The 12602-nt window shown below is 63.6% G+C and carries 11 protein-coding genes and 1 pseudogene; 3 read left to right on the top strand and 9 right to left on the bottom strand.

The window, feature by feature from the left end; genetic code table 11:
- The first annotated feature begins 50 nt into the window (after positions 1 to 50).
- The 3 genes from ACT86A_RS08500 to ACT86A_RS08510 all read left to right on the top strand — a co-directional run bounded on the left by ACT86A_RS08500 (position 51) and on the right by ACT86A_RS08510 (position 4415).
- The gene (locus tag ACT86A_RS08500) at positions 51 to 1565 is read left to right on the top strand and encodes a 2-hydroxymuconic semialdehyde dehydrogenase (protein ID WP_445091622.1); all 1515 of its coding nucleotides are present in this window, start codon (positions 51 to 53) and stop codon (positions 1563 to 1565) included.
- Positions 1566 to 2029: 464 nt separating this feature from the next.
- Complete coding sequence (locus ACT86A_RS08505; RefSeq protein WP_445091463.1) at positions 2030 to 3196, top strand: acyl-CoA dehydrogenase family protein; 1167 nt, start codon at positions 2030 to 2032, stop codon at positions 3194 to 3196.
- Between the two features lie 247 nt (positions 3197 to 3443).
- Entirely contained in the window at positions 3444 to 4415 is a 972-nt protein-coding gene (locus tag ACT86A_RS08510) for a 3,4-dihydroxy-2-butanone-4-phosphate synthase (RefSeq protein ID WP_445091464.1), read from the top strand.
- 1020 nt (positions 4416 to 5435) lie between these two features.
- Here ACT86A_RS08510 and ACT86A_RS08515 read toward each other — a convergent pair.
- The 9 genes and pseudogenes from ACT86A_RS08515 to rpsF form a co-directional block, all read right to left on the bottom strand.
- Positions 5436 to 6125 (bottom strand): zinc-binding dehydrogenase, encoded by a 690-nt coding sequence (locus tag ACT86A_RS08515; RefSeq protein WP_445091623.1) that lies wholly within the window; start codon positions 6123 to 6125, stop codon positions 5436 to 5438.
- A gap of 60 nt (positions 6126 to 6185) precedes the next feature.
- Positions 6186 to 6443 (bottom strand): annotated as a pseudogene (locus ACT86A_RS08520) (hypothetical protein); the annotation flags it as partial.
- A gap of 281 nt (positions 6444 to 6724) precedes the next feature.
- The gene (locus ACT86A_RS08525; protein ID WP_445091465.1) at positions 6725 to 7414 is read right to left on the bottom strand and encodes a GntR family transcriptional regulator; all 690 of its coding nucleotides are present in this window, start codon (positions 7412 to 7414) and stop codon (positions 6725 to 6727) included.
- A 304-nt stretch (positions 7415 to 7718) separates the two neighbouring features.
- A complete protein-coding gene (locus ACT86A_RS08530) occupies positions 7719 to 8204 on the bottom strand; it encodes a flavin reductase family protein (RefSeq protein WP_445091466.1) in 486 nt (161 codons plus the stop codon).
- A gap of 643 nt (positions 8205 to 8847) precedes the next feature.
- A complete protein-coding gene (gene dnaB, locus ACT86A_RS08535) occupies positions 8848 to 10230 on the bottom strand; it encodes a replicative DNA helicase (protein WP_445091467.1) in 1383 nt (460 codons plus the stop codon).
- A 604-nt stretch (positions 10231 to 10834) separates the two neighbouring features.
- The gene (rplI, locus tag ACT86A_RS08540) at positions 10835 to 11290 is read right to left on the bottom strand and encodes a 50S ribosomal protein L9 (protein WP_445091468.1); all 456 of its coding nucleotides are present in this window, start codon (positions 11288 to 11290) and stop codon (positions 10835 to 10837) included.
- Positions 11291 to 11307: 17 nt separating this feature from the next.
- A complete protein-coding gene (rpsR, locus tag ACT86A_RS08545; protein WP_039803271.1) occupies positions 11308 to 11559 on the bottom strand; it encodes a 30S ribosomal protein S18 in 252 nt (83 codons plus the stop codon).
- A 57-nt stretch (positions 11560 to 11616) separates the two neighbouring features.
- Positions 11617 to 12156, bottom strand: coding sequence for a single-stranded DNA-binding protein (locus ACT86A_RS08550; protein WP_445091469.1), 540 nt, complete (start codon positions 12154 to 12156; stop codon positions 11617 to 11619).
- Positions 12157 to 12245: 89 nt separating this feature from the next.
- On the bottom strand, positions 12246 to 12533 hold the full coding sequence (gene rpsF / locus ACT86A_RS08555) for a 30S ribosomal protein S6 (RefSeq protein ID WP_039803204.1): 288 nt from the start codon (positions 12531 to 12533) through the stop codon (positions 12246 to 12248).
- Positions 12534 to 12602: the final 69 nt, after the last annotated feature.

The following is a 12602-nucleotide window of genomic DNA, read 5'->3' on the forward strand; positions in this document are numbered from 1 at the left end:
ACGAAACGTCTAATCGCACGAGATCCATTCGCCGCCTTACTATTGCAGCCATGCCACCGTCGACACACCGCGAACCCACCGGTACTCAGTCTGCTCGCCCGCATTCCGAGCGCATAACGCTTGCGAACTTCATAGACGGTAAACACGTCGCGGGTGGTCGCACGTTCGAAAACATTAGTCCCGTCGATGGTTCGGTGGTGGCCACTGTCCACGAAGCCGGCGCAGATACCGTCGATACGGCGGTACAGGCTGCTCGCAAGGCGCTCGAGGGCCCCTGGGCCGCCTTCTCGGTCACCGATCGTGTGCGGATGCTACGGCGTATCGCCGATGTTATCGAGGCACGAAGTGAGGACTTCGTGACCGCAGAAGTCCGCGATACCGGCAGACCCGAAAAAGTCGTGCGCGATCTCGATGTCCCGCGGGCCGCGATGAACTTTCGCGTCTTTGCCGACTGCATCGCTTCGGCGTCGCTTCCGGCCTATCTCACCGACCTGGCACACGGACGACAGGCGCTGAATTATGCGGTCAATAAGCCGCTTGGCGTGGTGGCAGTGATCGTTCCGTGGAACCTCCCTCTGCTTCTCCTTACCTGGAAGGTCGCTCCGGCCCTGGCTTACGGCAACGCGGTGGTCGTCAAGCCATCCGAGGAGACACCGTCCTCGGCCACACTTTTAGCCGAGATCATGGTGGAGGCCGGAGTACCCGCCGGCGTGTACAACGTCATCAATGGGTTCGGCACCGGGTCGACTGGTGAATTCCTCACCACACATCGCGGCGTCGATGGCGTCACATTCACTGGTGAGTCGGCCACCGGCTCTGCGATCATGCGAGCGGTAGCGCCGTCCGTTCGGCCCGTCTCCTTCGAACTCGGCGGCAAGAACGCCGCCATTATTTTCGATGACGCCAACCTCGAGGCCGCTCTGGACGGTCTTACGCGGTCGATCTTCCTCAACACCGGTCAGGTGTGCCTGTCCACAGAGCGCGTGTATATCCAACGAGGTATTTTCGACCAGTTCACGGCGGAGCTGGTGCAGCGAGGGCGTGCCCTTCGCTTGGGAGCACCCGACGAACCCTCCACCACAACGGGACCCCTCATCTCGCGTCAGCACCGCGACAAGGTCCTCTCCTATTACGACCTGGCAGTACAAGAAGGAGCTGAGGTACTGCTGGGCGGTGGCGTCCCGGACCTCGGCGCCCCTCTTGACGGTGGCGCGTGGATACAGCCGACCCTATGGGTGGGTCTGGACAACACGGCACGAACCGTCCGAGAAGAGATCTTCGGTCCGGCTGCCGCGTTGATACCGTTCGACATCGAAGACGAAGCGATCAGACTGGCGAACGACACGGACTACGGCTTGGCGGCGGCGGTCTGGACAAGCAATCTGGAACGCGGGCACCGGGTAGCGCAGCGCATGCGCGTCGGTATGGCATGGGTGAATACCTGGTTTCTGCGGGATTTGCGGTCGCCGTTCGGTGGGATCGGGCTTTCCGGTATCGGTCGCGAAGGTGGCGAACACTCAGCGCATTTCTATGCCGAACCAACGAATGTGTGCGTCCAACTGTAAATCTACTTGCTACACAGAGAAAGAAATCGACCGGCCCTCGCCGACTACCCATCGGTCCAGAGGGCTGGACTGGGAAAGTGATGTTTGCGGCGAAAATTTCGGTCGAGCACGATATCGGTCACCCAGAACAGCGGCATGATGCTGAATGCGTGAGAGTATCGATCGTGGTGGACCGTGGCAGTGTCGATGATGAGTGAGGCTCGCCTCGCCCCGGTAGACGCCGTCGACTCCGCGCAGCGGGACGTCGGCGTCTATCACACATACTTCTGCGTCGCTTCGCGTTCAGCGCCAGGACAGACGATTCCGTCGCGGTCGTCGGTGCCGGGCTCCATACCTGAAATCGCCGATTGAGCCGGGCAATTGAGCGGGTACTACACATACTCGGCACAGCATCCGGGCCGACGGCACGTCTCGATAGCCGAGACAGCCCATCAGCCGGATATTCTCGGAAGGAACCTCCCGCCATGCACAAAGTGACCGAACAGATCGAAGACATCGCCGCTCAGCTGGCCGAGCAAGCCGTGCCCAGTGACGAGCTCGGGAGGGTGACAGACGATGCAGTGACATTGCTGCGATCGTCAGGGACGGTGCGCCTCCTTCAGCCCCTCGAGTATGGCGGCTATGAAGCGACCTTGGAAGAGTTTCTCGAAACGGTGATGCTGACCGCGTCCATCGCACCGCCGGTCGGCTGGATTGCCGGCGTCATAGGCGTGCATCCATGGGAGTTCGCCCAGACCGATCCGCGCCTGCAGGCCGAGCTGTGGGGAGCCGACCCCGACACCTGGACTGCTTCTCCCATTGCGCCGATGGGTAAAGCCACCACGGTGGACGGCGGATTTCGGCTGAGCGGTCGGTGGAGTTTCTCCTCGGGTACAGATCATTGCCAGTGGGCCATTCTCGGCGGAGTCGTCACCGACCGCTCTGGAGAGGGTGGTGCCCCGCTGATCTGTCACTTCGTGTTGCCGCGCACCGACTACGAGATCATCGAGGACACGTGGGATGTGGTCGGCCTCAAAGGAACTGGTAGTAAGGACATCGTTGTCCAGGATGCTTTCATCCCTGACTATCGGGTGGTAGAGACAGCTAAGCTCTTTGAGGGCGGATACGCTGACGAAAACCGGCCTGAAAATCCGTTGTATGCACTGCCGTTCGGTGTCGTCTTCTCTTACGCCCTCGGCGCGGCGACGATCGGTATCACCGAGGGTGCCCTGGCTGCGTTCGTCAACTACACGTCGGGCCGAGTCAGCATGGACGGAAGTCGTGTCAACCGGAACCCCCACCAACTGGCCATGCTCGGTGCGTGCACGGCAGATATTCGTGCCAGCCGCGCAGTGCTGCTCGACCAGGCCAGGCGGGTACTCGATATCACCAACTCGGGTCGCAAAGTGACCGCCGAAGAGCGCCTCGAATGTCGCCTCGATCAAGTGCGCGCTACGCGGCGGGCAGTGGACGCCGTCGACGCGCTGTTCGTCCACGCCGGCGGCGGATCTCTGCGGTCGGATCAGCCGTTCCAACGGTATTGGCGCGACGCACATGCGGCGATGAATCACTTCTGCAATATCAGTGAACCCGTCTACGAGGGCTACTCAGCGAACCGGTTCGGCGTGCCGGTAGGTGCCGTTTTCTACTGACATCGCGCCGATGTCAGGGGCAGGCGTCTGCACCTGGCCGTGTGGCCGTTAGGTATGTCGCGCTACGCAAGTTGCATAGGGCGAAACGGCCTAGCGGCGGGGGCCATTCAAAGTTCTGAACTGCGGGCTACGCCTACTTCACCGAGTTGGCGATTACCAAGTGGCAAAAGTCGCACTCCCGTTGTTACATGACAGCAGTCCGCAGCGCGACGGCTCCATCGAAGCGGCGTGAGTAAAGGAGATTCTGGTGAGTGATCGCGTGAAAGACGCGCTTTGCGCCTTGATCGCGGGCAAGCCGATCGTGATTGCAGACGGCACCGGCGGTGATCTTATGTGCGCCGCCGAGTCCGTCACCCCGGCACTGGTTTCGTTTCTAGTGCGATATACGTCTGGCTACTTGTGTGTGGCGCTGCCCGAATCTGACGCCGACCGCCTCGGGCTACCGCCCATGGTGTCCGGCGAACCGTACGCAGTGACTGTGGATGCCCGGCAGGGGACAGGAACCGGCATCTCCGCGCGCGACCGTGCATGCACCGCACGGCGGCTCGCCGATCCCTCCACCGTGGCTTCTGACCTGTCGCGCCCCGGGCATGTCGTGCCCGTACGCGCGAAGCCGGGTGGGGTTCTCGACTCAGCAGGCCGCGCCGAGGCTGCGACGGACTTGGCGCGGCTTGCCGGTCTGCGCCCGGCAGCGCTTCTCGGCGCAATCGTCAGTGAGACCGCTCCCGCTACGATGGCCCAGGCCGCAGAACTAGCTGAGTTCGGCGCACGTCACGGTCTGTGTGTGCTGCGCATCCAGGATCTGGTGCGGTTTCAACGCAGGCAGTCCGTTCAGCGTGTGGATGAAATTAGTATCTGGTTGCGCGACAAACAATTTCGATGCCTACGATACCGGGACTTCGACGGGAGAGAACATATCGCTCTTGTCCTCGACGATATCGAGGACGGGATCGAGGTGTTGGTGCGGGTGCATGCCGAGTGTCTCACAGGCGACGTGTTCGGATCCTGTGAGTGCGAATGCAATGCGCGGCTGCGCGAATCGATCGTGGCGATCTGCACTCGCGGACGCGGAGTGCTGGTATATGTTCGCGAGGGCACCAAGGACAGCGCTGCGGTGACTGCGGCGATTCTGGGCGACCACGGTGTCGAGTCGACGGCGCGGCCCATGGCGGACTTCGACGATCCGCACCCAGCACACGCGGTGGCCATGGGCCGATGAACGACCGCATTTCCGCACCAAGCGATTATCACCATCATTCGCCACAACCTGGTTTTTCGGCATGAGCCGCAGGCTCGCCGGCTGCGGATCGCCACGCCGGATTCGAATGCCGAAGTCGCTATGATCAGCTGCGCGCTGGGGCACTGGTATGCCGCCGGAAATCAGCCCTCGCGTTTGGTGAGTCTTTCATTGATTCGTCGTTCGACATGGGCTCGGGGCTGTTCGTGATGGCGTAGTCACACGATGGGCGACGATGTAGAGCGCGCTATTTGCTCAGCGGTCGCCGCTACCCGATAGGCGGTGTCGCCCGACTCGGACTCGGCGTGGTCGGTGGTCCGAGACGCCGCTGCGGTGAACTGCGGAAATGGTTTCCGCGATCTTTCGCACGGCGGCCGGGCGCGGAGCCTTGGTCGGCTCCTCGAGGAGCAGGATCGGGGTTGCGCAGCAGCACGATGGCGAGCATCTGCTGTTCGTCGCCCGGGAGTTGGCGTGGTCGCTGAGTCGCGGGAAGAGCTCACATACGCTCGATTAGGTGTGATGTCCAGGGAGGTTGTACCGCCCGGTGTCGGTGAGCCTGTGTGACAGGTGAAAACCTCCGGTTGTGAAGTGGAGCTGTCTAGGAACCGCTTCATCAACCAGGAGGCCTTCACCTGTCACACGCTGATGCTGCATTGACCCCGCGTGCTCGTTTGAGGTTTGCTCAGCTTGTCGTTGAGCAGGGTTGGGCCTACGCCGCAGCGGCCGAGCTGCACTCCTACAACCACCACCGAGCCCACTCCGCCCTCGGAGGTCAGCCGCCGGTTACCCGACTGACCAACCTCCCTGGACATCACAACTAGGCAGCCCCGATGGCACGATGCGTTTCGCGGCGCAGTTCGCCGTGAACGCGACATGGTGAACGCGGGCTGGTTAAGACGGAGTTCCGCCGCTTTCGATCGCTCCAGAGCTCGCGGCTGTATCTGTGTTGGTGGCTGGGGGTCTGGCGCGGGCTGGGGATAGCCCTTGCGGTCTTGTGGTGTGTCAGGGTATGAGCACGAACTTGTGTCCGGGGCTGGTGCGTTGGCGGTCCCATGCGTTGGCGATGTCTGATAGTGGGACGCGTTCGACATCGGCTGTGAGTTCGCCGGCGGCGACGTGGCCGAGTAGCCGCTCGTAGGCGACGCGGCGAATTTCGGGCGGTGTGTGGAAGTTTGTGTGTCCGCGGATTTGTAGCAGGCGCCCGCGTATCGGATCTGAGGGGATTGTCGCGTCGGCGCCGGCGGATTCGCCGAGTTGGACGAGTCGGCCGTGGGGTTTGAGGCATCCGAGGGCTGTCGCGGCGGGCGCGCCCCACAGGGGGTCGATCACGAGGTCGGCGCCGTCGGGTAGGGCTTCGGCCAGTGCGGCGGCGAGGTCGCCGTTGTTGAGTGCGACGGTGGCGTCGGCGCCGAGTCGGGCGGCGCGTTGGAGTGCGCTTGCGCTGCGGGCGGCGGCGACGACTCGTCGTGCGCCGAGCAGTCGCGCGGCCTGCACGGCGATCTGACCGACCCCGCCGCCGGCGCCGAGCACGAGTACGTCCTCGCCCGGCTGCAGACCGCCCGTCCATTCCAGCGCCAGCCAGGCGGCCGCCCCGGCGACGCCGCAAGCGAGCGCCATCGCGTCGTCGACCGCGTCGGGAATGGCGATGCCCGAACCCTTGGGTAGCACCGTGCGCTCAGCGAACGAACCCATCGGGCGGACAGGATTGTCGAAGTAGATGCGCGTCCCATCGGGACGCCGCCCAATGCCTTCACCGCCCGCAACGTACGGGAGCGGCGGTACCTCACCGTAGAAGGTTCCTGAGGCAGTGCGGATGTCGGATGGATTCAATCCGGCGGCCGATACCTCTACAAGCATCTCGTCGGGACCGGGTTCAGGTTCGGGGAAGTCGCCGACCCTCGGGGTGGCGCCGTAAGTATCAATGATCGCAGCTCGCATAAGAATGCTAGCATACCAGTATCGGGCCGGGTGGCAAGCGCGCACCACTTCGGGAAGCTGGGTATGCCGCATTCGACAGATCGTCCACTCGTGACGAGCGCGCTCATCGAACACGCGGCTGGCTGGCTGAGCACGGCGATGCGGTTGCCGCTCGCAGCCAGCGAACTGACCTGCCGCACCGGAGGCGCCGCATACTGCTGCTTCCTCGTCACCCACCCTGACGCGCTCGCGTAGCGTCTATCGGAAATGCGTTTTCACCGGCTGCGTGGCCGCTACGAGGTGATCCCGACGTGGGCGGGGTCGCACAACAGGAGGACGGCGCTCACCGCGACCAACACGCCGGCAGTGGCGCCTCAGAGGCCGGCGACGGCCCGGTCCTGCGCCTGCGCTTGCGCCTGTTCTGAGCGGAACAGACGCTCGAAATCAGCGGCGGCGGCACGCAGGTGTCCCTCGGCGGCCAGCCGCGCGGCCGCGGGCTCGTGCGCCTCGAGCGTCTCGACGATCCGGCGGTGCTCGTCGAGCGAAGCGCAGACCCGCGCAGCGACGAAGCGCCTGCGCAGCTGGCCGAGGTGATGGTCGTTGAGCAGCCACACATCGCGAATCAGCCGCTCGAGCTGTGGCTGGCCGGCGATCCGCACCAGCGCCTCGTGAAAAGCGCGGTCGGCCTCCTCGCACCCAGCTTCATCGGAGTCACGCGCCGCCCGCTCGGAGTCGAGCAGCAACGCACGCAACCCCCGCACCTGCTGCTCGGTAACGCATTCGGCAGCCGACTCCGCGGCAAGCCCCTCCAGCGCCGCACGGATCCGCAGTGCCTCGACCACCGCTTCCGCCGTGCGCCCCACGACACGGCAACCGACCTGCGGCACGATCTCCACCAGCCCATCGCGTTCGAGCCGCTTGAGCGCAACACTCACCGGCGTGCGGCTCATCGCCAGCTCCTCAGCAAGCGCATACGCCGACAGCACCGTGCCATCCACCCAACGGTTGTCCAGCAGATCACCGCGCAGCAACTCGTACGCGCGCTCGCTTCGACTCACTGCCATCGCCACCACACCCTAGCCACACTGACATGCTAGAGCACTCCGAGCTGTTCGATGGTCGCATCAAACGGCCGACTCCATTAGATGTACTTTGTGGGTGCCCAGATTGACATCGGAGGCGAAATACCGAGGGCGACAACCTTCCGGACATCGTCGCATTCTCATGGATGGGGAAGCAGGCAGTCGCATCGATGCTTACCGTCAAGAACTCGGCTGGCGCTCCCAATCCAGGCGAAGAAACGATCGAGTGGCGAGGGAGGAGCCGCGTTGATGAGTCGGCCCGAAGACTTCGACGGAAACCAGAAGTCTAAGCGACCAACCGACAAAACGTGCTGCGGTGAAACACAATCGGCGGCACGCCCGGATGCACTGTGATGTCGGCGACCCGCAGGATAACAATTGTGTGATCGCCAGCCGGCACTGATCGCTCGATCGCGCTTTCCATCCAGACGCTGGTGCCCTCGATGAACACTGCGCCGCTGTCGGCGGACACCGTAGACAACCCCGCGAACCGGTCGCCGGTTTTCGCCGCCAGGGTGCGCGCGGCCCGGTCGTGGAGTTCGCCCAACACACTGATGCCCAGCCGGGGCAGGGCCCTGAGTTTCGGCCAGGTCTCCGAGGTGTTCTGCACGCAGAACGAGACCAGCGGCGGATCGAGCGACACCGGGACGAATGTGCTCGCCGCCATGCCGATGCGGTCTCCGTTGACTTCGGCGGCGATGGCGATGACTCCAGATGGGAAGTGGCCGAACGCCTCGCGCAGCATCGTCGGGGTAAAATCGGTCGAGCTCATATCGACTCCCATCTTCACACGTTTGCGTCGTCAGCGTACCTTCGGACATGCCGATAGCGGCCCCCGTCGGTTCGTTGCACGGAACGACCCGGCCTGATGGACCTGGCCCACGGAAGGGTTGACGCCCTGCAATTCGTTCCCGGAAACCAGTCGGCGCCTGTGCCCGCGCCCTGCGGCTCGAGAACGCCGCGAGGATCCCGAGTAGGCCGAACGGTTCACCGGCGTCGTGGGAGATCCGGCCCCCGAGGGCTCTCGCTCCGACACGTCTCGACGCAGCGCTCGCGCACCGAACTCACTGTCCTGCGGGATGTCCGGTAGCGGTGCGGTCATAACGCGCACGCTGCGGAGCAGCACGACGGTCAGTCCACCACCAGAATCAACTTGGCGACCACGCCAATGTCGCGGCGGGTCTGGAGTCCGCTTGCATCCAGGCCCGTTTCCCGCGGGGCCGGTCCGCTTCGCCCGCGGCGATCCCCCGCTGTCGCCGTTGCCGCGCACGTCGCCATGCCGGCCAGTCTGGAAACGACAGGCAATTAGGATTGCGGAACTAGCGATGCGCTCTCCAAATAGTGAAATATCTTGTGCTGCAACCTTATTCTCCGTTCGTATGTTGGACATAAAACTTGAGAAGCCACAGGCTGCGTCAGCCGCGAGCCATGTCCACGAATCGTGACAGATGCAGTTGGTGCGCCACGGTAATCGTCGCGGTGGGCCCGTTGCGGTGTTTGCCGAGAATCAAGTCGGCTTCGCCGCCGCGGGGGTCGTCGCGTTCGAACGCATCGGGGCGGTGCAGCAGGATGACCATATCCGCATCTTGTTCCAAAGATCCCGATTCTCGCAGGTCAGAGACCATTGGGCGCTTGTCGGTTCGCTGTTCTGGGCCTCGATTGAGCTGGCTGATCGCGACTACGGGGACTTCGAGTTCCTTGGCCAGCAATTTCAGATTTCGGGAGAAATCCGAGACTTCCTGCTGACGGGATTCGACTTTTTTCCCGGAGGTCATCAGCTGGAGATAGTCGACGACGACGAGTTTGAGATCGTGGCGCTGCTTGAGCCGTCGCGCCTTCGCACGAATCTCCATCATGGTCAGGTTCGGCGAATCATCCACGAACAGCGGCGCTTCGCTGATTTCACTCATCCGGCGCGCCAGCTTGGTCCAGTCGTCGTCACTCATCCGCCCGGACCGCATATCGCCGAGTTTGATCTTTGCCTCGGCCGACAGCAGCCGCATGACGATCTCGGTGCGGCTCATCTCCAACGAGAAAATAACGCTCGCCAAGCCATGCTTGATCGAGCAACTGCGCATGAAATCCATTCCCAAAGTCGATTTGCCCACCCCAGGCCTGGCCGCGACGATGATCATCTGTCCCGGATGCAGCCCGTTGGTGACTTCGTCGAGTTCGGTGAAGCCGGTGGGGACGCCGAGGGAGATTCCGCCGCGGCTGGCGATGGAGTCGATCTCGTCCATCGTCGGCTGGAGCAACTCCTCGAGCGGGAGGAAGTCCTCGCTGGTGCGACGCTCGGTGACCTCGTAGACCTCGGCTTGGGCGCGGTCTACGACCTCGGCGACATCCTGGCCGTCGGCGCCGGCGTAGCCGTACTGGACGATACGGGTCCCCGCCTCGACCAGGCGGCGCAAAATGGCTTTCTCCGCGACGATTTCGGCGTAGTAGCCGGCGTTCGCGGCGGTGGGCACGGTCTGCGTGAGCGTGACCAGATACGGCGCACCGCCGATGCGCTTCAGTTCGCCGCGGCGGTCCAGTCCGGCGGCGACGGTGACCGGGTCGGCCGGTTCCCCACGACCGTAGAGATCGAGGATCGTGTCGTAGACGGCCTGATGGGCGGGACGGTAGAAATCCCCCGGCCGGATCACCTCGACCACGTCGGCGATGGCGTCCTTGCTCAGCAGCATGCCGCCGAGCACCGACTGCTCGGCCGCCATATCGTGCGGAGGCTGGCGGCCGAAGTCTTCGCCGGGAGGTTCGGGCGGGAAATCAGTGTGCCCGCGGTCATCGGTGGTTGTCACCAGACTCGACCGTCCTCTCTACCCGCCCTGTCGACTCGTTCTACCCCCGGGCACCGACACGTTCGCCGCCGCCGCTGACCAGGGGTCCAGCTACCGCCGCGGCACCCGCCGCTCCAGGCTGTTCGGGGTGGTGCGCACATGACGATGCGACGAACCTAGGCGACCCGGCGGTGACCCGCCAAACCGGGCTGTGCGCACATCTGTGGATAACCTGGGGAGAGTTCACCCAACGATGTGTACCCCCTGTGTACAACTTGGGGAAAACCCAGGTAGGCGTCATCGAACTCGCAGATAAATTGCGGTTTCCATGATTTTCCCCGTGTGGATGAATGAAGTACCGGCGTGTCGACCAAGTTGAACAGCCGGGCGTGTTGGGTTAACAGCACGTGAGCTGCATATGACTCGGGTCACAGAGCGGACAGTTGGTTCCGCTGGTAATCCACAGGCTGGAAAATCGATGTTCCGGCACGAGGCTATGCGTAGCCCGAATTGCTCCGAATGACACTATTCGTCATTTGGCAAACAATTCGCTATTTATTAATCACGGCGCAGTAAGGAACACTCCCGTGTCAGCACGGGAGTGTTCCTCGACGGAATGCCCGTATCAGGCGGCGGCTTCGACCGTCAGGTCGAACTTCGCCACCACATCCGGGTGCAGGTGCACCAGGATGACGTGCTTGCCGGTCGTCTTGATGTGCGCCTTCGGCAGTTCGATGCTGCGCTTGTCGATGACGGGACCACCCGCCACCTTGATCGCGGCCGCGACATCCGACTGGGTCACCGAGCCGAACAGCTTGCCGGTGCCCGCGGTCTTCACCGTCAGCGAGACCAACTCGAGGCCCTCGATGGCCTGCTTCAGCTCATTGGCGTGGCCCAGGTCGCGGACCCGGCGGGCTTCCTGCGCCCGGCGGATGCCCTCGACCTGCTTCTGCGCGCCCCGGCTGGCCAAGATCGCCAGACCGCGCGGCAGCAGGTAGTTGCGGCCGTAGCCGTCCTTGACCTCCACGGTGTCGCCGGGGGCGCCGAGGTTGTCCACATCAGCAGTCAGAATCAACTTCATTTGCGTGCCTCCCTTTCTCAGCGAGCCGTCGACACGTAAGGCAGCAGCGCGACCTCACGCGAGTTCTTGACTGCAACCGCGATATCGCGCTGGTGTTGCACGCAGTTGCCGGTGACGCGGCGGGCGCGGATCTTTCCGCGGTCGCTGACGTACTTGCGCAGCAACGCCGTGTCCTTGTAATCGATCGTGACAGTGCCGGTCTTGCTCTCTTTGCAGAACGAGCAAGCCTTCTTCTTGAGCACCTTTTCGCGCGCGGGCGCTTTAGGCATGGTCTTGTACTCCGTAATCATCGATGGCCCGAATCGAGCGGGCCGCCCTGGCCGTTCTCAGAACGGCGGTTCGTCATCCATGCGGCCACCGCTCGCGAAGGAGCCGGCCGCGGGCGCACTGCCCCAAGGGTCGTCCTCGGCACCGCCGGAACGCCCACCACCACCACTGCCGGAGGAGGAGGCCGCGTAGCCGCTCCCGCCGCCGGACCCGAAGCCACCGCCACCGCCGCCGCGGCTGGTCTTGTTGACCTTCGCGGTGGCGTAGCGCAGCGAGGGGCCGACCTCATCGACCTCGAGCTCGACGACCGTGCGCTTCTCGCCCTCGCGGGTTTCGTAGGAGCGCTGCTTGAGCCGTCCGCTCACGATGACACGGGAACCTCTGGTCAGGCTTTCGGCGACATTCTCCGCGGCCTCACGCCAGATATTGCAGCGCAGGAACAGCGCTTCGCCGTCTTTCCATTCATTCGAATTACGGTCGAACACCCGGGGGGTCGACGCGACAGTGAAATTCGCCACCGCCTGTCCTGCCGGTGTGAATCGAAGTTCCGGGTCGGCCGTCAGATTTCCGATGACGGTGATGACCGTGTCGCCTGCCATTGTGGTTCCTCCTGCTCGGTGTGCAGTCCGCGTCTCGCTGTTGCGCTAGAGCCTAGGCACAGGCTCCGACGCAAACGAGGGTTGCCGGACTACTTGTCGTGGCGCAGAACCTTGGTGCGCAGCACCGACTCGTTGAGACCGAGCTGGCGGTCGAGTTCGCTCACGGTGGCGGGCTCGGCGGTCAGGTCGACCACGGCGTAGATGCCCTCGGCGTGCTTGGCGATCTCGTAGGCGAGCCGGCGGCGGCCCCAGATATCGACCTTGTCGATCTTGCCGCCCTCGGTGCGAACGACACTGAGCAGGTTGTCCAGCGACGGACCAACAGTGCGCTCGTCCAGGCTCGGATCGAGGATGACCATCACTTCATAATGACGCACGGACCAATCACCTCCTGTGGACTAGGAAACGGCCACGGACGGTCCGTGGCAGGAGGGTCGTTGCGTCAG

It is taken from the genome of Nocardia glycosmidis (genome assembly GCF_052545115.1).

Excerpts from the sequence above, each read along its gene's own strand:
- ACT86A_RS08500 (WP_445091622.1), top strand. The coding sequence starts at position 51 with ATGCCACCGTCGACACACCGCGAACCCACCGGTACTCAGTCTGCTCGC.
- ACT86A_RS08505 (WP_445091463.1), top strand. The coding sequence starts at position 2,030 with ATGCACAAAGTGACCGAACAGATCGAAGACATCGCCGCTCAGCTGGCC.
- ACT86A_RS08515 (WP_445091623.1), bottom strand. The coding sequence starts at position 6,125 with ATGGGTTCGTTCGCTGAGCGCACGGTGCTACCCAAGGGTTCGGGCATC.
- ACT86A_RS08525 (WP_445091465.1), bottom strand. The coding sequence starts at position 7,414 with ATGGCAGTGAGTCGAAGCGAGCGCGCGTACGAGTTGCTGCGCGGTGAT.
- ACT86A_RS08530 (WP_445091466.1), bottom strand. The coding sequence starts at position 8,204 with ATGAGCTCGACCGATTTTACCCCGACGATGCTGCGCGAGGCGTTCGGC.
- rplI (WP_445091468.1), bottom strand. The coding sequence starts at position 11,290 with ATGAAGTTGATTCTGACTGCTGATGTGGACAACCTCGGCGCCCCCGGC.
- rpsR (WP_039803271.1), bottom strand. The coding sequence starts at position 11,559 with ATGCCTAAAGCGCCCGCGCGCGAAAAGGTGCTCAAGAAGAAGGCTTGC.
- ACT86A_RS08550 (WP_445091469.1), bottom strand. The coding sequence starts at position 12,156 with ATGGCAGGCGACACGGTCATCACCGTCATCGGAAATCTGACGGCCGAC.